Annotated in this window: 18 protein-coding genes; 7 read left to right on the top strand and 11 right to left on the bottom strand. The window is 35.2% G+C overall.

The window, feature by feature from the left end; all coding sequences use genetic code 11:
- Window positions 1-15: 15 nt before the first annotated feature.
- The 10 genes from ACM6F9_RS20700 to ACM6F9_RS20655 all read right to left on the bottom strand — a co-directional run bounded on the left by ACM6F9_RS20700 (window position 16) and on the right by ACM6F9_RS20655 (window position 7,013).
- Entirely contained in the window at window positions 16-261 is a 246-nt protein-coding gene (locus ACM6F9_RS20700; protein WP_414847422.1) for a DUF6576 domain-containing protein, read from the bottom strand.
- A 78-nt stretch (window positions 262-339) separates the two neighbouring features.
- Window positions 340-720 carry a TraR/DksA family transcriptional regulator gene (locus ACM6F9_RS20695; protein ID WP_002983772.1) on the bottom strand — a complete coding sequence of 127 codons (381 nt, stop codon included), beginning with the start codon at window positions 718-720 and terminating at the stop codon, window positions 340-342.
- 58 nt (window positions 721-778) lie between these two features.
- Window positions 779-4,174, bottom strand: coding sequence for an isoleucine--tRNA ligase (gene ileS / locus ACM6F9_RS20690; protein ID WP_414847421.1), 3,396 nt, complete (start codon window positions 4,172-4,174; stop codon window positions 779-781).
- 237 nt (window positions 4,175-4,411) lie between these two features.
- The gene (locus tag ACM6F9_RS20685) at window positions 4,412-4,735 is read right to left on the bottom strand and encodes a hypothetical protein (protein ID WP_414847420.1); all 324 of its coding nucleotides are present in this window, start codon (window positions 4,733-4,735) and stop codon (window positions 4,412-4,414) included.
- A gap of 36 nt (window positions 4,736-4,771) precedes the next feature.
- A complete protein-coding gene (locus tag ACM6F9_RS20680) occupies window positions 4,772-5,062 on the bottom strand; it encodes a hypothetical protein (RefSeq protein WP_414847419.1) in 291 nt (96 codons plus the stop codon).
- 52 nt (window positions 5,063-5,114) lie between these two features.
- The gene (locus ACM6F9_RS20675) at window positions 5,115-5,405 is read right to left on the bottom strand and encodes a YrhB domain-containing protein (protein WP_414847418.1); all 291 of its coding nucleotides are present in this window, start codon (window positions 5,403-5,405) and stop codon (window positions 5,115-5,117) included.
- A gap of 245 nt (window positions 5,406-5,650) precedes the next feature.
- Window positions 5,651-5,920, bottom strand: a complete 270-nt coding sequence (locus tag ACM6F9_RS20670) for a hypothetical protein (protein WP_414847417.1) — start codon at window positions 5,918-5,920, stop codon at window positions 5,651-5,653.
- Window positions 5,921-5,989: 69 nt separating this feature from the next.
- A complete protein-coding gene (locus ACM6F9_RS20665; RefSeq protein WP_414847416.1) occupies window positions 5,990-6,313 on the bottom strand; it encodes a hypothetical protein in 324 nt (107 codons plus the stop codon).
- A gap of 36 nt (window positions 6,314-6,349) precedes the next feature.
- Window positions 6,350-6,658 carry a hypothetical protein gene (locus tag ACM6F9_RS20660; protein WP_414847415.1) on the bottom strand — a complete coding sequence of 103 codons (309 nt, stop codon included), beginning with the start codon at window positions 6,656-6,658 and terminating at the stop codon, window positions 6,350-6,352.
- Window positions 6,659-6,707: 49 nt separating this feature from the next.
- The gene (locus tag ACM6F9_RS20655) at window positions 6,708-7,013 is read right to left on the bottom strand and encodes a hypothetical protein (RefSeq protein ID WP_414847414.1); all 306 of its coding nucleotides are present in this window, start codon (window positions 7,011-7,013) and stop codon (window positions 6,708-6,710) included.
- Window positions 7,014-7,739: 726 nt separating this feature from the next.
- Between ACM6F9_RS20655 and ACM6F9_RS20650 the strand changes: the two genes are divergently transcribed.
- The 4 genes from ACM6F9_RS20650 to ACM6F9_RS20635 all read left to right on the top strand — a co-directional run bounded on the left by ACM6F9_RS20650 (window position 7,740) and on the right by ACM6F9_RS20635 (window position 12,172).
- Window positions 7,740-9,425, top strand: coding sequence for a M23 family metallopeptidase (locus tag ACM6F9_RS20650; RefSeq protein ID WP_414847413.1), 1,686 nt, complete (start codon window positions 7,740-7,742; stop codon window positions 9,423-9,425).
- A 76-nt stretch (window positions 9,426-9,501) separates the two neighbouring features.
- Window positions 9,502-10,794 (top strand): phenylacetate--CoA ligase family protein, encoded by a 1,293-nt coding sequence (locus ACM6F9_RS20645; protein ID WP_414847412.1) that lies wholly within the window; start codon window positions 9,502-9,504, stop codon window positions 10,792-10,794.
- Between the two features lie 68 nt (window positions 10,795-10,862).
- On the top strand, window positions 10,863-11,468 hold the full coding sequence (locus ACM6F9_RS20640; RefSeq protein WP_414847411.1) for a hypothetical protein: 606 nt from the start codon (window positions 10,863-10,865) through the stop codon (window positions 11,466-11,468).
- Between the two features lie 95 nt (window positions 11,469-11,563).
- The gene (locus ACM6F9_RS20635; RefSeq protein ID WP_414847410.1) at window positions 11,564-12,172 is read left to right on the top strand and encodes a hypothetical protein; all 609 of its coding nucleotides are present in this window, start codon (window positions 11,564-11,566) and stop codon (window positions 12,170-12,172) included.
- A gap of 32 nt (window positions 12,173-12,204) precedes the next feature.
- On the opposite strand, the gene ACM6F9_RS20630 is transcribed toward ACM6F9_RS20635, so the two are convergent.
- Window positions 12,205-13,461: an NAD(P)/FAD-dependent oxidoreductase gene (locus ACM6F9_RS20630; protein WP_414847409.1), complete on the bottom strand. Its 1,257-nt coding sequence runs from the start codon at window positions 13,459-13,461 to the stop codon at window positions 12,205-12,207.
- 98 nt (window positions 13,462-13,559) lie between these two features.
- Between ACM6F9_RS20630 and ACM6F9_RS20625 the strand changes: the two genes are divergently transcribed.
- From ACM6F9_RS20625 to ACM6F9_RS20615, 3 genes are all read left to right on the top strand, one after another.
- Window positions 13,560-15,080 carry an HAL/PAL/TAL family ammonia-lyase gene (locus tag ACM6F9_RS20625; RefSeq protein WP_414847408.1) on the top strand — a complete coding sequence of 507 codons (1,521 nt, stop codon included), beginning with the start codon at window positions 13,560-13,562 and terminating at the stop codon, window positions 15,078-15,080.
- Window positions 15,081-15,161: 81 nt separating this feature from the next.
- Complete coding sequence (gene fabG, locus ACM6F9_RS20620) at window positions 15,162-15,893, top strand: 3-oxoacyl-ACP reductase FabG (RefSeq protein ID WP_414847407.1); 732 nt, start codon at window positions 15,162-15,164, stop codon at window positions 15,891-15,893.
- Between the two features lies 1 nt (window position 15,894).
- On the top strand, window positions 15,895-17,115 hold the full coding sequence (locus ACM6F9_RS20615; protein ID WP_414847406.1) for a beta-ketoacyl-[acyl-carrier-protein] synthase family protein: 1,221 nt from the start codon (window positions 15,895-15,897) through the stop codon (window positions 17,113-17,115).
- Window positions 17,116-17,117: the final 2 nt, after the last annotated feature.

Here is a 17,117-nt window from a genome sequence, read left to right as displayed (position 1 = left end):
TATTATTTATTTTTTTTACATTTTGGACAATTCATCGAGTCGTTTTCTATCTTTTTCAGACAAATCATTGACTCCGTTTTTGCCCATCTTACTCAAAAGTCTGTCAATCTCTTTCTCCCGTTCGCGTTTATCAGAATTGAATTGATCATCAATCGTATAGTTCTTCTGTTGATCAGGGAAGAATCTGTTTTTGATCCATTCTCTGTTGAAAAACAGCAGGACTATGGCGACAATAAATCCCAAAATTAATAATTCGCTCATGGGTATACATTAAAAATTAGGTTTATAAAGTATCCGTGAATACGATATAAACCCAATATTATTTTTCAAACCTTACGGTTATTTTTGCATATTTTTCGCTTCGATGCTCAGCGTAGCGTGAGGAACGGCTAAAAGTCTTTCCTTAGGAATCAGTTTTCCTGTTACTCTGCAAACACCGTACGTTTTATTTTCGATTCTGATCAAAGCATTTTTAAGGTCACGCACGAATTTTTCCTGTCTTCCTGCCAAAATAGAATTTTGTTCTTTGCTTAATGTTTCTGCTCCTTCTTCAAAAGCTTTGAAAGTAGGAGAGGTGTCATCCGTTCCGTTATTCTGGTCGTTGATGAAACTTTCTCTGATTAGCTGAAGATCTTTTTCTGCTTTTTCTATTTTTTCTTTAATGATCGCTTTAAATTCCTGTAAATCAGCATCGCTGTATCTAACTCTTTCGTCTGACATATTCGTTCTCTTTTTTAATAAAATTATGAAATGGAATTTGAAATATAATAACTACATGTTAATTTTTTTCAACATTTATCTTAAAATTAACCTCATCTATTTCGATTTCGTTAAAATTTGAAAGTGAAGATACAATTTCTATTTTATTTGACAAGACCTCAGAAGAAATATATTCTTCATTTTTCTTAATCTCATGTAAGAAAGGAGAGTTTTCTTCCAATGTGATTGAAATTCTGTCTGTCAGTTCAAAATCTTTGTCTTTTCGCAGGTTTTGAATTCTGTTGATGAACTCTCTTGCGATCCCTTCAGATTTTAACTCATCGGTTAACGTCAAATCTAATGCCACAGTTGTCTTTCCATCAGAAGTAACCGTCCATCCCGGAATATCTTTTGTAGAGATTTCCACATCATCAAGTGTGATCTCATATCCCTGAACATCAAGTTTTCCTTCTTTTTCAAGACCTGCAATCTGCTCTGTGGTAAGATTGGTAATCTCGGCACCTACTACCTTCATGTCTTTTCCTAATTTAGGACCAAGAGTTTTGAAGTTAGGTTTTATCTGTTTTACAATTAAGTGAGATGCTTCCTCCGCATTAATTAACTGTAATTCTTTCACGTTTACTTCCTGCTTGATAAGATCAGCAACAGCAAGAATCTGTTCTTCTGCTTTAGAATCCAACACAGGCACCAATACTTTCTGTAACGGCTGACGAACTTTTACATTTTCTTTCTTTCTCAAAGAGAAAACCATACTTGTAATGTTCTGAGCTAAATGCGTTTTTTCAACCAGATCCTGATCAATTAAGCTTTCATTAGCTACCGGGAAGTCTGTAAGGTGTACAGATTCACAGTTTTCTTTACCTGTTACTTTATTTAAATCCTGATACAATTGATCCATAAAGAACGGAGCAATTGGAGCAGACAATTTTGCTACTACTTCAAGACAAGTGTATAAAGTCTGGTAAGCAGAGATTTTGTCATCAGAATAATCTCCTTTCCAGAAACGTCTTCTACACAATCTTACATACCAGTTGCTTAAGTTATCATTCACGAAATTGCTGATTGCTCTCGCTACTCTTGTTGGCTCATAGTCTTCATAGAAAGCTTTCACTTCCTTGATCAATAAGTTCAGTTCAGAAAGGATCCATCTGTCGATTTCCGGACGGTTTTCCACTTCTTTTTCAGAATAGTTGAAACCATCCACATTCGCATATAAAGCAAAGAATGAATAGGTATTGTAAAGGGTTCCGAAGAACTTTCTTCTTACTTCGTCAATTCCTTCAATGTCAAACTTCAGGTTTTCCCATGGGTTGGCATTGGAGATCATGTACCAACGTGTAGCATCCGGTCCGTATACAGCAAGTGTTTCGAATGGATCTACTGCATTTCCTAAACGTTTTGACATTTTTTGTCCGTTCTTATCCAGAACAAGACCGTTACTCATTACATTTTTATAAGCAACTGAATCAAATACAGCCGTTCCGATGGCGTGAAGGGTATAGAACCACCCACGTGTCTGGTCAACACCTTCTGCAATGAAATCAGCTGGGAATGCTTTATTATTGTCTATTAATTCTTTGTTTTCAAAAGGATAATGCAACTGTGCATACGGCATAGAACCTGAATCGAACCAAACGTCGATCAAGTCGCTTTCACGTCTCATTGCTTTTCCTGAATCAGAAACCAATACTACTTTGTCTACTACATTTTTGTGAAGATCCACAAGCTCATAATTAGACTCAGACATATTTCCGATGATGAAACCTTTGAACGGGTTTTCAGTCATCAATCCTGCTGCAATTGATTTTTCGATTTCGTTGTATAATTCTTCTACAGAACCGATGATCTTTTCTTCTTTCAGATCCTCTGTTCTCCAGATTGGCAACGGAATACCCCAATATCTTGAACGGGAAAGGTTCCAGTCGTTTACATTTTCCAACCAGTTGGCAAAACGTCCTTCTCCGGTAGCTTTTGGCTTCCAGTTGATTTCTTTGTTTAAATTAACCAATCTGTCTTTTACAGCAGCCATTTTCACAAACCATGAATCCAGCGGATAATACAATACCGGCTTATCTGTTCTCCAGCAGTGTGGATAGGAGTGAACATATTTCTCTACTTTGAAAGCTTTGTTCTCTGTTTTCAACAGGATGGCAAGTTCTACATCCCATGATTTCTCAGGAGCAGTTCCTTCATCGTAATATTCATTTTTGATATAAGTTCCGGAGAATACCTCAGGCACATTGTCTCCTTTGATGAATCTACCTTGTAAGTCTACCAATGGTACAAGATTGTCATTTTCATCTTTTACCAACATTGGCGGAATTTCAGGCTGAGCCATTTTAGCAACTCTCGCATCATCCGCACCGAAAGTAGGTGCTGTATGAACGATACCTGTTCCATCCTCAGTCGTTACGAAATCTCCTAAAATTACTCTGAATGCATTTTCAGGGTTATCATTTGGTGTAAACCAAGGAACTAACTGCTCATATCTTGTATCAACAAGTTTTTCTCCTGTGAATTCTTTTAAAACTCTGAAAGGAATTACTTTAGTTTCCGGAGTATAGTTAGCAAAATCCTCATCTGTACCTTCTGCATATTTTTTACCGAAAACTTTAGGTAAAAGAACGCTTGATAAAACAACCGTTACAGGTTCAAATGTATATTGATTGAAGGTTTTCACTACAACATATTCAATATCTCTACCTACGGTAAGAGCGGTATTGGATGGAAGCGTCCATGGAGTAGTCGTCCATGCAAGGATATGAACATCCCCGTCAACATCATTGAATAATGCTGAAGAGTCTTTCTTTACTTTAAACTGAGCCACAACCGTTGTGTCTGAGACATCACGATACGTTCCGGGCTGATTCAGCTCGTGAGAAGAAAGTCCTGTTCCTGCTTTCGGTGAGTAAGGCTGGATCGTGTAACCTTTGTACAACAAATCTTTGCTATACAACTGTTTCAATAACCACCAAACGGTTTCCATATATTTTGACTTGTACGTGATGTACGGATCATCAAGGTCTACCCAATATCCGATTTTCTCTGTAAGGTTATTCCATACATCGGTATAACGCATTACTGCTTCACGGCAAGCTTTATTATAGTCTTCAATAGAGATTTTTTTGCCAATATCTTCTTTCGTGATTCCTAATTCTTTTTCTACACCCAGTTCCACAGGAAGACCATGCGTATCCCAGCCTGCTTTACGGAAAACCTGCTTTCCGTTTTGAGTCTGGTAACGGCAGAAAATATCTTTCAATGCTCTTGCCATTACGTGGTGAATTCCAGGCATACCGTTTGCTGAAGGCGGACCTTCATAAAAAACAAACTCAGGATTTCCCTGACGAATCTCAACACTCTTATTGAAGGTTTTATTTTGTTTCCAAAATTCCGCTACATTCTCTGCTACGTCAATAAGGTTGAGGTTTTTGTATTCTTTAAATTGGCTCATTGTAAGTATCTCAATATCGTTGATTAATTAAGTCTGCAAATTTACTAAAATTTGTCGGTTTATAATATATGTTTTATTTAGGTAATTTCTATTAAAAAGTTCAATTTCAGAAATATAAATGAAAGAAGTGTGAAAAAGTGAATGGTGAATGGTGAAAAAGTGAATTTTTCTGACTGTTTTGAGTCTGAGATTGAAGTTATATTATCTATAAAAAAGCCACCCGAAGGTGGCTGTGAATTATTCTAGGCTACTATTTGACCCTAAAGTGTTAGTAAATCTTCCTGCCTCGTATTCTTGAATATAATATTCTTCAGATTTACTGGTTCCAAATACTACAATGTTTCCTGTTTTGTTTTCTACCAAGAAAGGAGCATTCCCAAGTAAAGTATTATCGTCATCATTTCTTGTTTCATTATATTTTTTTGTATTGTAAAAAAATATAATACCATAAGGCTTTTTTATTGCTTCGTTATCTAAAATGACAAGGTCTAATCCACTTTTCTCTTTTCTTTCTTTTACGTAATTTTTTGCGATTTCTATTACTTGTTGCTCTGTTAACATGTAAATTTTTATTTTAATACGAAAGTGAAGCTGATATTAATTCTGGTTAGGATCCCCAACTCCATGAGTGCTAGGTTTCCATGTGCCATCTTCATATCCTGTTATATAATATTCTACATCATTAGAAGTTCCAAATTGAATGACTAAGCCTGTATCATTTTTTACGAGAAATGGCCCATTACCTGCTAAACGATATTTAAAGTCTTTTGGTCCATAAGAATAGATATTTCCATAAGGCTTATTTATTGTAAGTTGTTCAACAATAATCAATTCTATATTTATTTCTTCTTCGTTTAATTTTATGTATTTTTTTGCTATTTCTAGCATTTGATTATCTGTTAACATATTAATTAAAATGAATAAAGTTTAACTTAAAAAATTAAGAATATTTTCCTGCTTCATATTCTTTAATATATTCATCCATACTTCTAGATGTCCCAAACTCTATTATTTTTCCAGTACTCTTTTCTACTAAAAAGGGTGCATTTCCTAAAAGTTTTTCCTCCCAATCTTTAGTTTCCAAATATTTTTTTGAATGATATATAAAGTATATTCCATAAGGTTTTTTAATCATTAATTCTTTTGGAAAAATAAGAGGTTCTCCAATTTTTGGTTCCAGATCTTTTAAAAAATTATTGGCAACCTCCATTATTTCATTTTCTGATAACATAATGTTTATTTTTTGCTATTGAGTTTATTCCCTTTTTTTTAAAATAAACATTTTAATGTATTAAATTCTTCAGCCACGGAAAAATAGTTTTTATTTATCCAATAACAATAATCTAATTTACTAAAAATACAAAAGCCACCCGAAGGTGGCTGTAAATTATTCTAAACTACTATTCATTCTTTTAAATATTTTACATATATTTTGGATATTAATAAGTGCTTTAAATGTTGTGATAATCTCAAGATTTATATTTCAAAAAAATCAGCTATTTCTATGTATCTGTGAGGACCTTGTACGTATAATAAGTCTAATGTTTCTGCATCTATATAAACATAAAATGATTTTCCATAAATATCGTCTGATAAACTTACTACAATTACGTCTTTTACAGAATCATCTCTTAATAAATCTTTTTCTTCATATCTTGAGCATATTATTGATAATGTTGGATCTTTTTTTATAAGTTCTTCTATCTTTTTTAAAGCATCTTTCTCTTGCTTCTGTTTATCCGGCATAGCTTCATTTTAATGTTTTTTTGATCAACTTTCAAATAAATAAAAGAAACATCTGAAAGTGGCTGTAAATTAGTCTAAACTACTATTCAAACCCAACGTATTGGTTAATCTTCCGGCTTCATATTCCTGAATATAGTGTGCTGTAGACTGATTCGTTCCAAATACAACTATATTTCCAGTTTTATTTTCAACTAAAAAAGGAGAATTGCCGAGAAGAGTATTATCATTAAAATCCCTTGTCAGATTAAATTTTTTTGTATTATATCGAAATATTATTCCATAGGATTTTTTAATAGATCTGTCTTCCAAAATTATAAGATCTAACCCACTTTTTTCACTTCTTTCTTTTACGTAATTTTTCGCAATTTCTATTACTTCTTGTTCTGTTAACATGTAAATTTTTATTTTAATACGAAAGTAAAGCTGATATTAATTCTGGTTAGGATCCCAAACTCCATGAGTGCTAGGTTTCCATGTGCCATTTTCATACCCATTTAAATAATACTCTACATGGTCTGATGTTCCAAACTGAATGACTATGCCCGTATCATTTTTTACAAGGAATGGGCCGTTGCCTGCTAAACGATGTTTCGTAGAGTCCTTCGCAACATAATCATAAACATTGCCATAGCTTTTCTTAATGAATTCGTGAGGAATTTCAAGTTCAATATTTATTCTTTGCCCTATTTGCTTTATATACTTATTGGCTATTTCTAGCATTTTGTTGTCTGTTAGCATGTTATTTTTCTTGAAATTTCATTTAATGAAACAATAAAATTAATCCAGTTTAGTTTGGATACCAGATGTCATTAGATCCTGGGTTCCATGTTCCATTCTCATAGAGTGTAATATAGTATTCCGTAGGATCAGCTGTTCCGAATCGAAGAACCCGACCTGCTTCACTTTCTACCAAAAAAGGACCATTACCCGCCAGACGATGTTTTTTAGAATCTTGTGCTCCCCAAAAATAGATATTTCCATAGGATTTATTTATTGTGAGCTCTTGAACAATAACTAATTTAATATTCATTTTTGCTTCAAGATGCTCTATATAGCGTTTTGCTATTCCGTTTATTTCCTCTTTGTTTAACATGCTTTACTTAAATATTCTAATTTTTTATATTCCATTTATCATTATCAGTGCAATACAACTTATAGCAGTATTATGTGTTTAGAATTTTCAGTAAGTTAAAGTTTTTAAAACTCTTTAGGAAGAAGGTAAAGTATTAATTTTTTTTAAAGAAATCACCAATCTCCATATATCGCATCAGCCCAGTCCATACATAAAGCATTTCTAAAGTTTAAAAGTCTGCAATAATTGAAGCCTCCGAGCTTAGTAGTGGCTCAGTAAAACTAGTTATAATTGCATTTTTATAAGTATAATCTCTTAATTTCATATTTTCGTGGTAATTAGGATATAATACTAGTTGTTCTGTAGTTGGTCTCGTCAAGCTTTAACTTTATTGTTGAGGTCATTTTTTCTTCTATGGTCATTGCACTTATATCTATAAAATTTTTACCGACATTCTTCTTATTAAACTTATTAATTTTCAAAATCTTCCATCCTTTTTAAAGGGTCTTTAAAATTCATCTTTAAGTTTTTTCATTAATACTATTTTTATGTTCTGGTTGTTGAAATATAAAATCAGATCAAAAGAAATCATTCTTTCATCTGAACCTTTATAGGGCAAACATCAATGCTGGAAACGACAAAACTTGGCGTATAAAAATAAAAGTTATTCTAAAATAGAATATGATGACAATTGCTTATTGGCCGGAATTTTGTACATTCAAATAGACCTATAAACTCAAATGTTGTATGAAAATATTTCCCAAACTGATGCTTATTATTTGTTTAATTAATAACGTCATCACACACGCCCAAAATTATCCCCAAAACTATTTCCGGAATCCGCTGAACATTCCCATGCAGTTAGCTGCTAATTTTGGGGCAGTCCGGACTAATCACTTTCATATGGGATTGGATCTGAGAACCAATAGTCAGGAGAACTTACCGGTTCTTGCAGCAGCAGACGGCTATGTAAGCAGGATAAAAGTAGAGCGGTACGGATTTGGAAATGCTGTATATATTACTCATCCTAATGGTTATACCACGGTATATGCCCACTTGAACAAATACTTTAGTAAGCTTGATGAATATGTAAAGGAGAGACAATATAAAGATGAAAAATGGGAACAGGATATTACATTTCAACCTGGACAGTTTCCTGTAGAGAAAGGACAGCAAGTTGCTTTGAGCGGAAATACCGGAGGATCCGCAGGTCCGCATCTCCATTTTGAAATAAGAGATACCAAAACAGAAGAATGCCTTAATCCGTTACTTTTTGGTTTTGCTATTCCTGATAATATAGCACCCATTATAAGTGGATTGTATTGGTATGACCGACGTTTCAGTACTTATGAACCTGGTGCCAACGGAATTACAGTAAAAAAAGCCGGAAATGCTTATGCAGCCAATCTTGTACAAGTTAATTCTCCGGAAATAAGTTTTGCCATTAAAGCCGTTGATAAAGCTAATCAAGGTTTTAATCTGGGTATTTATAGTGCAGAATTGTTGATGGATGGAAAGCTGATATACAGTTTTAAAATTGATAAAATCCACTATGACGATACCCGTTACATCAATGGCTGTATAGATTATACTAAATTTATCAGGGATAAAATGGGAATTCAGCACTTAGCTGATTTACCGGGAATGAAACTACAGAATTATAGCCTTCCAAATTCAACCGGGATTATCAAACTTCAGGATGAAAATGTTCATAGCATTGAAATTGTCCTGAAAGATGTAAAAGGAAATACAAGCCGTTTAACAACAAAACTTCAGCTAAGCAAAACCACAGACAAAATACCTTCTACAGCAAAAACAATATTGCCTAACGAAGCGAAAACTATTACCACAGAAAATGCTGAAATTGCTTTCAGTAAAAATGCTATGTATGATGCTGTAAACTTCAATGCCTATGAAAGACCGGATACCGATCCGAATGCTGTTTCAAATGGTATTGTTTTAAATAGTTCGTACGTTCCCGTTCAGGATGAATATACTTTGAGAATAAAGCCCAATAGAAAATTAACGAACACAGAAAAAGACAAAGCCGTTATCCTCCTTGATTATGGCAGTGATAATACTGTTGTTAAGGTAAAATGGAATGATGATTGGGCAGAAGGAAAATTCAATAGATTGGGCACTGCAAAATTATTAATTGACAGTAATCTACCTTCTGTTTCATCAAGCTGGACAGAAGGAGCAATGGTCAATAACAGTACTTTAGTTTTAAAAGGAACAACAAAAATAGGAGATATTGTTTCATTCCGGGCTGAGCTGGATGGAAAATGGCTTAGATTTGCCCGTGTAAAAGATAATTTTGTTTATGCTTTCGATGAAAAATGCCCGAAAGGATCGGGATCGCATACTTTAAAAGTAACCACTGTCAATACTGCCGAAAATACGAATACACAAACTTTTACATTTCAGAGATAAATAATTTTTTTAATGTCTGAATCTTTAAATCTTTTCATTTTAATTAAATAAATTTGCCTTTTAAAAATTAAAATCATTGGAATTTCATCCGTTAATCGAGAAAGCAGGGACTCAGGAAATCAAACTATTTCAGGAAGAAAAACTTCGTGAGCTTTTGACCTATCTTGAAACCCATTCCCCTTTTTATCAGAAACTGTTCAAAGAAAATAATATCAATATTGCTGACATCCGTATGTTGGAAGATCTTCAGAAGATTCCTACCACCACGAAGAATGATCTTCAGCAGTATAATCATGATTTTTTCTGCATAACACCAGATAAAATTGTTGATTACAGTACTACTTCCGGAACATTGGGAGATCCGGTTACTTTCGGATTGTCCGACAGTGATCTTGAAAGACTGGCATACAATGAAGCGATATCTTTCGCCTGCGCCGGGATTCAAAAAGGAGATGTGGTTCAGATGATTACCACCATAGATAAAAGGTTTATGGCAGGACTTGCTTATTTTCTGGGCTTAAGAAAAATGGGTGCAAGTGTGGTAAGAATGGGACCCGGAATTCCTGAACTTCAATGGGATTCTATTTTCAGATATAAACCTAAATATTTGATTACAGTTCCTTCCTTTCTGCTGAAAATGATTGATTATGCGGAGAAACATGGATTAGACTATAAGAATTCCAGTGTCTATGGAGCTGTATGTATTGGAGAAAGTATCAAAAATCAGGATTTTACGGATAATATTCTTTCACAGAAAATCAAGGAAAAGTGGGATATCAAACTCTTTTCCACCTATGCTTCGACAGAGATGAGTACCGCATTTACAGAATGTGAATTCCAGATTGGAGGACATCATCACCCGGAACTCATTATTTCAGAAATTCTTGATGATGAAGGAAATCCGGTAAAAGAAGGAGAAAGTGGTGAGCTGACAATTACTACTCTGGGGGTGGAAGCCATTCCTCTGTTGAGATTTAAAACAGGAGACCTTGTAAAAGCCCATTATGAGCCTTGCCAGTGTGGAAGAAATACGATGAGGTTAGGACCAGTAGTAGGAAGGAAACAGCAGATGATCAAATACAAAGGAACAACGCTATACCCACCTGCAATGAACGATATTTTGAATGATTTTAACAACATTTTATGTTATCAAATCGTTATTCAGGCTAATGAGATTGGGCTTGACGAAATTATTATTAAACTAAGTACAGAAGAAGAGCATGATAGCTTTGTTAATGAAGTAAGAGACCACTTCCGCGCAAAATTGAGAGTAAGTCCGAAAATTGAAATTGTAGATTTTGACATTTTGTCTAAAACTGTTTTTAATCCAAACAGCAGAAAGCCCATCACTTTTATTGATTTAAGATGAAATCAAAGGCGTGAGAGCAAAAATTCATTTTTTATAATATCTTTGGGCTCTTAAATATTAAAATACATATGAGAAAATTAGTATTGCTATTTTTTGTAGCAATTGCAACGACGACTTTTGCCCAAAATAAAATTAATTTCGAACAAGGTAATTTTGACTTTTTAAAAGACCAAACTGAGGTAAATGTCCATTTGGTATTTGATAATGCGGTATATCAAGAGAAAAATTTTACAGAAGCTCAATATCTTGAAAATAGAAAAGCAGATATCACCGCTAAAAAAAATGAGGCTGTTTGGAAAAATTGGATTTATCAGTGGGGGAAATTTAAAAGTTCGGAATATTTAGATTATTTCCTTAAAGGAATCAATGGGAAATCAAAAAAAGTAACTTTTAAAAAAGATGCACAGACAAAATATACTTTGATTGTTGATGCTAAATGGATCTACGCCGGCTGGTATGGTGGTATGATCGGCTCGCAGGAAGGAAAACTGACTGCAGACCTGAAGTTTGTAGAAACTGATAACCCTTCGAAAGTAGTCATGAAATTGCAGGCAGATAAAATAGGAGGTAGACAGATGAATGAACAATTTGCATGGGAATACGGAAGGATAGCTGCTGCTTATGAAGTTACAGGGAAGAAATTAGGAAAAGAAATTAAAACAGCTTTAAAATAATGAAAAAGCGGTCTGAATTTTCAGACCGCTTTTTTATGATCAGTTATTAATAAAAGTAAATATCTTTAAGTACTTAAATAGTAAAACTAATATCTATGAAAAAATTATTATTGTTGACATTCCTGATGATGATGACAATGGCATTCGGACAGGAAAAAATGGAGCTTGTTTCAGGAAATTTCCAGGCCTTAAAAGATCAGAAAGAAGTGAATATTGAGCTTAGATTTGATAATGTATTGTTTATGAAAGAAAACTTTACAGAAGCTCAATATCTCGAAAATAGAAAAGAAGATGTTCTGACCAATCCTAAAAGAGGAAAACTAGGATGGAAACAATGGATCGGAGAATGGGAACGATATAAAAAAGAAGAGTATATCAACCATTTTGCAAAAGGTTTAGGCAAATACTATAAAGACGTTATATTCAAAAAGGATGGTTCGGCTCAATATACCTTAATTGTAGATACAAAATGGCTTTTCCCTGGATGGCACGGAGGAATGATCGTGATGGAAGCACAATTAAGTGGAAATATAAAACTGGTGGAAGCCAGTAATCCTTCGGTGGTTTTGGCTGAAGTACAGCTGAACAAATTTGATAAATTTATTCAGAGTAAGGAAGAAGTTATGGAATACGGAAGAATCGCCACAGTATATGAATCAGCGGGAAGATACCTGGGAAGAGAAATAAAAAAATCTATGAAATAACAAAAAACGGTCTGAATTTTCAGACCGTTTTTTTATGCTTGATTTTGCTGTTCCTGTTTTTCTAATTTGATCAGGTTGGCAAGATTTTTAATCACTGTATCATGCTTTTTCACAAAAGGATTGTCTTTATTCCAGACATAACCTGCTAAAACAGCGCAGATCTTTTTCTTTACATCTGGATTTTCCGGTTGGTGAAAGAATAATTCCTGAAGATTTCCGGTATACCATTCTTTTACATACGTGGTGAAAACATCCACGCCGTATAAAATATAGTCTGAGTACTCTGTCTGCCAGTCAATTTTTTCTCCGTTTAACTGTCTTAAAGCCAGTTTTGCGGCCAGCATTCCGGATTCTGTGGCAAAAGCCATTCCCGAAGAAAATACAGGATCAAGGAATTCCGAAGCATTCCCCGTTAAAGCAAATCCGTCCCCGAATAAGCTTTTCACCGAACATGAATAATCTTTCAGATGTTTAGGTTCAAAAAGGAAATCTACCTCTCCAAAACGTTTTACATAGTAATCTGAAAGAGAAATTGCCTTTCTTAAAGCTTCAGCAGCATCTCCGTTTTCGGATAATTTGTCAATATATTCAGTAGGGCCTACAATTCCTACACTGGTATTTCCGTTGGAAAAAGGAATTACCCAAAGCCATACTTCTGTTTCAATGATATCAAAAGAAATTAAAGTTCCTTCCTCTCCCTGTTCTCTGTTAATATCATTTACATGAGAGAAAATGGCAGAGTGCGGAGACAGTTTGGAAGGTTTTTCTAAATCAAGCAGACGAGGAAGTACTCTTCCATAGCCACTGGAATCAATCACAAACTTAGCATGGATTTCTTTCGTTTCCCCATCTTTATTTCTTACCGTAGTCACAGAATTTGTTCCATCAAATCTGATGTCAATAACTTCGGTCTCAAACTCAAGATCAATTCCTTTATTAATCACCTCCTGAGAAAGAGTATTATCAAAATCAGCTCTCGGAACCTGCCAGGTCCAGTCCCAGCCTTCCCCGAATTTGTTGCTGAAATCAAAAATGCAGACCTCGTCACCACGAAGGAAACGTGCTCCAAGCTTTTTTTCAAAGCCCATTTTGTCTAATGCAGGGAAAAGTCCGGCCTCCTCAAAGTGGTCCATAACCCTTGGAATTAAGCTTTCTCCGACTACCAGCCTCGGGAATTTTGTCTTTTCAACTACTTTTACGCTGACGTTATTGTTCTTCAGGTACGAAGAAGACACGCATCCGGAGGGTCCAGCTCCGATTACAAGAACGTCAACAGATTCTTTGCTCATCTTTGATTTTTTATTTTAATAATAACTTTTATCTTTGCCGCAAAATTAGTGACAAATAATTAATATTTTACAAAATTATCAACTATTACTTTTAATTGATGAAAATAAATAACTTTTTAGAACTGAAAGACTTTCAAAAAATTATCATTGAGAATGAAAAAATAGAACTGGATGAATCACTTTTATCAAGAGTGGATAAGAGTTTTCAGTTTTTAAAAGAATTTTCAAAAAACAAAGTAATATATGGTGTGAACACCGGTTTTGGGCCGATGGCTCAGTTTAAAATCAGTGATGAAGACACACACCAGCTTCAGTATAACCTTATCAGAAGCCATTCTTCAGGAATCGGAAACCCCTTACCTGCAGAAGAAGTAAAAGCATGTATGCTGGCAAGACTGAATACCTTATCACTAGGGAATTCAGGAGTGCATCAGTCTGTCATTTATCTTCTTCAGGAACTGATCAATAGAGATATTACTCCACTGATCTTTGAACATGGAGGAGTAGGAGCAAGCGGTGACCTTGTTCAGCTGGCTCACCTTGCTTTGGTGTTGATTGGAGAAGGAGAAGTTTTTTATAAAGGAGAAAGAAAATCTACCAAAGACGTTTTTGAAACAGAAGGATTAGAACCGATAAAAGTAGAGATCCGTGAAGGTCTTGCTTTGATGAACGGAACTTCCGTGATGTCAGGAATCGGTATTGTGAATGCTTATAAAGCGAATCAGCTTACAGATATTTCCCTAAGACTTTCTTGTGCCATCAATGAAATTGTACAGGCTTATGATGATCACTTGTCAGAAGCATTGAACGGAACGAAAAAACATTACGGTCAGCAGAAAGTGGCAGAAAGAATGCGTGCTCACCTGGCAGACAGTAAATTGATCAGAAAAAGAGAAGACCACCTTTATACCCACTTTGAAGAACAGGAAAAAGTATTCAAGGAAAAAGTTCAGGAATATTATTCATTAAGATGTGTGCCTCAGATTTTAGGTCCGGTATTGGATACGTTGGAATACACGGAGAAAGTTCTTGAAAACGAAATCAATTCAGCAAATGATAACCCAATTATCAATGTTGAAGACCAGCATGTTTATCACGGAGGAAATTTCCATGGTGACTATATCTCTCTGGAAATGGACAAACTGAAAATTGTGGTAACCAAATTGACCATGCTCGCAGAAAGACAGTTAAACTATCTTCTGAATGCAAAAATCAATGAAATTTTGCCTCCTTTTGTAAATTTAGGTAAATTAGGTTTCAATTTCGGGATGCAGGGTGTACAGTTTACTGCAACTTCTACCACGGCAGAAAGCCAGATGTTGTCAAACTCTATGTATGTTCACAGTATTCCAAACAATAATGACAATCAGGACATCGTTAGTATGGGAACAAACGCTGCGGTGATTTGCCGAAAAGTAATTGAAAATGCTTTTGAAGTATTGGCAATTGAAGCTATAACAATCATTCAGGCTGTAGAATATCTTGGGTTCCAGGATAAGGTTTCATCATCTACGAAAAAACTGTATGATGATATCAGAAAGATCATTCCTGCTTTCTCTGATGATATGGTAATGTATCCATATCTGGAAGGCGTAAAGAAATATCTGAAGGGAATGTAACTATTAGCTGCCATGAATTGTCTTTTAAAGAAAGGCATCAACTCAACTTAAAAAAACTAAAAACGATATAAACACTAACGCATGAAATGTGCAATTGTAACAGGAGGCTCCAGAGGAATCGGGAGAGCAATCTGTATAAAACTGGCTGAAGAAAAAAACTATCACATCCTTATCAACTACGCTTCAAACGAAACGGCAGCAAACGAAACATTGGCTAAAGTGAAAGAATTGGGAGCTACAGGAGAAATTCTTAAATTTGATGTAGGAAATACCGAAGAAACACAAGCTGTTTTAACGGAATGGCAGGAGAAAAATCCTGATGCATTGGTAGAAGTAATCGTTAATAATGCCGGAATCACAAGAGACGGGCTTTTTATGTGGATGCAGAAAGAAGACTGGAACAATGTGATCAATACAAGTGTGGACGGATTCTTCAATGTAACCAATTTCTTTATCCAAAAGCTGCTTCGCAACAAATACGGAAGAATCATCAATATGGTTTCCGTATCAGGAGTAAAAGGAACTGCTGGACAGACCAATTATTCTGCTGCAAAAGGTGCTTTGGTAGGTGCTACAAAAGCTCTTGCTCAGGAAGTTGCCAAAAGAAACGTTACGGTAAATGCTGTAGCTCCAGGTTTCATCAAAACAGATATGACTCAGGATTTTAATGAAGAAGAACTGAAAGCAATGATTCCTGCCAACAGATTTGGAGAAGCAGAAGAAGTGGCAGATCTTGTAGCATTTTTAGCATCTAAAAAATCTTCTTACATTACAGGAGAAGTGATTAATATTAACGGAGGAATTTATTCATAACATGGAAAATAGGGTTGTAATTACCGGAATGGGAATTTATTCCTGCATCGGGACGTCTTTAGAAGAGGTCAGGGAATCCCTATATCAAGGAAAATCCGGTATTGTTTTAGATCCAGACAGAAAAGAATTCGGTTTCAGATCTGGTCTTACAGGAGTTGTTCCGAAACCCGATCTGAAAAACCTTTTAAACAGACGCCAGCGTATCAGTATGGGAGAAGAAAGCGAATATGCTTACCTTGCTACCATTGATGCTTTAAAACAGGCGAATCTGGATGAAGAATTCTTAGATTCCCATGAAGTGGGAATTTTATACGGAAACGACAGTGTTTCCCAGGCAGTGGTAGAATCTATCGATATTGCAAGGGAAAAGAAAGATACAACATTGATGGGATCGGGAGCCATCTTCAAATCAATGAACTCTACAGTAACGATGAACCTTTCAACCATTTTTAAGTTAAAAGGGATCAATCTTACCATCAGTGCAGCATGTGCAAGCGGTTCCCATTCTTTAGGGCTGGCTTATATGATGATCAAAAATGGTTTTCAGGATATGATTATTTGTGGTGGTGCTCAGGAAACCAACAAATATTCCATGGCGAGTTTTGACGGATTGGGAGTATTCTCAGCAAAAGAAGATGAACCCACAAAAGCATCCAGACCTTTCGATGCAGGAAGAGACGGATTGATTCCTAGTGGTGGTGCAGCTAGTCTGATCGTTGAAAGCTTAGAATCTGCACAAAGAAGAGGTGCTCCGATTATTGCAGAGATTATCGGGTACGGATTCTCTTCAAACGGAGGGCATATTTCAACTCCGAATGTGGATGGACCGGCTTTGGCAATGGACAGAGCGTTAAAACAGTCAGGATTAAAAGCTTCAGACATCGATTATATCAATGCTCATGCAACTTCTACTCCGATTGGTGATGCCAACGAAGCAAAAGCAATCTATGAGATCTTCGGGAGTGAAGTTCCGGTAAGTTCTACCAAATCTATGACCGGACACGAGTGCTGGATGGCAGGTGCAAGTGAAGTTATCTACTCAATTCTGATGATGCAGAATAATTTTGTAGCACCGAATATCAACCTGGAAAACCCTGATAATGAAGCACAAAAGATAAATTTAGTTGCAAAAACAAAAAATCAAAAAATTGATGTATTTTTGTCGAATTCTTTTGGGTTTGGGGGAACCAATTCTGCACTAATAGTTAAAAAATTTGATTAAAA

The organism is Chryseobacterium sp. IT-36CA2, from assembly GCF_949767875.1.
Taxonomy (GTDB): domain Bacteria; phylum Bacteroidota; class Bacteroidia; order Flavobacteriales; family Weeksellaceae; genus Chryseobacterium.
This window is presented reverse-complemented; position numbering and strand designations above follow the sequence as displayed.

What these genes read in the sequence shown, in the direction of transcription:
- ACM6F9_RS20700 (WP_414847422.1), bottom strand. Translation starts at nt 261, where the DNA reads ATGAGCGAATTATTAATTTTGGGATTTATTGTCGCCATAGTCCTGCTG.
- ACM6F9_RS20695 (WP_002983772.1), bottom strand. Translation starts at nt 720, where the DNA reads ATGTCAGACGAAAGAGTTAGATACAGCGATGCTGATTTACAGGAATTT.
- ileS (WP_414847421.1), bottom strand. Translation starts at nt 4,174, where the DNA reads ATGAGCCAATTTAAAGAATACAAAAACCTCAACCTTATTGACGTAGCA.
- ACM6F9_RS20685 (WP_414847420.1), bottom strand. Translation starts at nt 4,735, where the DNA reads ATGTTAACAGAGCAACAAGTAATAGAAATCGCAAAAAATTACGTAAAA.
- ACM6F9_RS20680 (WP_414847419.1), bottom strand. Translation starts at nt 5,062, where the DNA reads ATGCTAGAAATAGCAAAAAAATACATAAAATTAAACGAAGAAGAAATA.
- ACM6F9_RS20675 (WP_414847418.1), bottom strand. Translation starts at nt 5,405, where the DNA reads ATGTTATCAGAAAATGAAATAATGGAGGTTGCCAATAATTTTTTAAAA.
- ACM6F9_RS20670 (WP_414847417.1), bottom strand. Translation starts at nt 5,920, where the DNA reads ATGCCGGATAAACAGAAGCAAGAGAAAGATGCTTTAAAAAAGATAGAA.
- ACM6F9_RS20665 (WP_414847416.1), bottom strand. Translation starts at nt 6,313, where the DNA reads ATGTTAACAGAACAAGAAGTAATAGAAATTGCGAAAAATTACGTAAAA.
- ACM6F9_RS20660 (WP_414847415.1), bottom strand. Translation starts at nt 6,658, where the DNA reads ATGCTAACAGACAACAAAATGCTAGAAATAGCCAATAAGTATATAAAG.
- ACM6F9_RS20655 (WP_414847414.1), bottom strand. Translation starts at nt 7,013, where the DNA reads ATGTTAAACAAAGAGGAAATAAACGGAATAGCAAAACGCTATATAGAG.
- ACM6F9_RS20650 (WP_414847413.1), top strand. Translation starts at nt 7,740, where the DNA reads ATGAAAATATTTCCCAAACTGATGCTTATTATTTGTTTAATTAATAAC.
- ACM6F9_RS20640 (WP_414847411.1), top strand. Translation starts at nt 10,863, where the DNA reads ATGAGAAAATTAGTATTGCTATTTTTTGTAGCAATTGCAACGACGACT.
- ACM6F9_RS20635 (WP_414847410.1), top strand. Translation starts at nt 11,564, where the DNA reads ATGAAAAAATTATTATTGTTGACATTCCTGATGATGATGACAATGGCA.
- ACM6F9_RS20630 (WP_414847409.1), bottom strand. Translation starts at nt 13,461, where the DNA reads ATGAGCAAAGAATCTGTTGACGTTCTTGTAATCGGAGCTGGACCCTCC.
- ACM6F9_RS20625 (WP_414847408.1), top strand. Translation starts at nt 13,560, where the DNA reads ATGAAAATAAATAACTTTTTAGAACTGAAAGACTTTCAAAAAATTATC.
- fabG (WP_414847407.1), top strand. Translation starts at nt 15,162, where the DNA reads ATGAAATGTGCAATTGTAACAGGAGGCTCCAGAGGAATCGGGAGAGCA.
- ACM6F9_RS20615 (WP_414847406.1), top strand. Translation starts at nt 15,895, where the DNA reads ATGGAAAATAGGGTTGTAATTACCGGAATGGGAATTTATTCCTGCATC.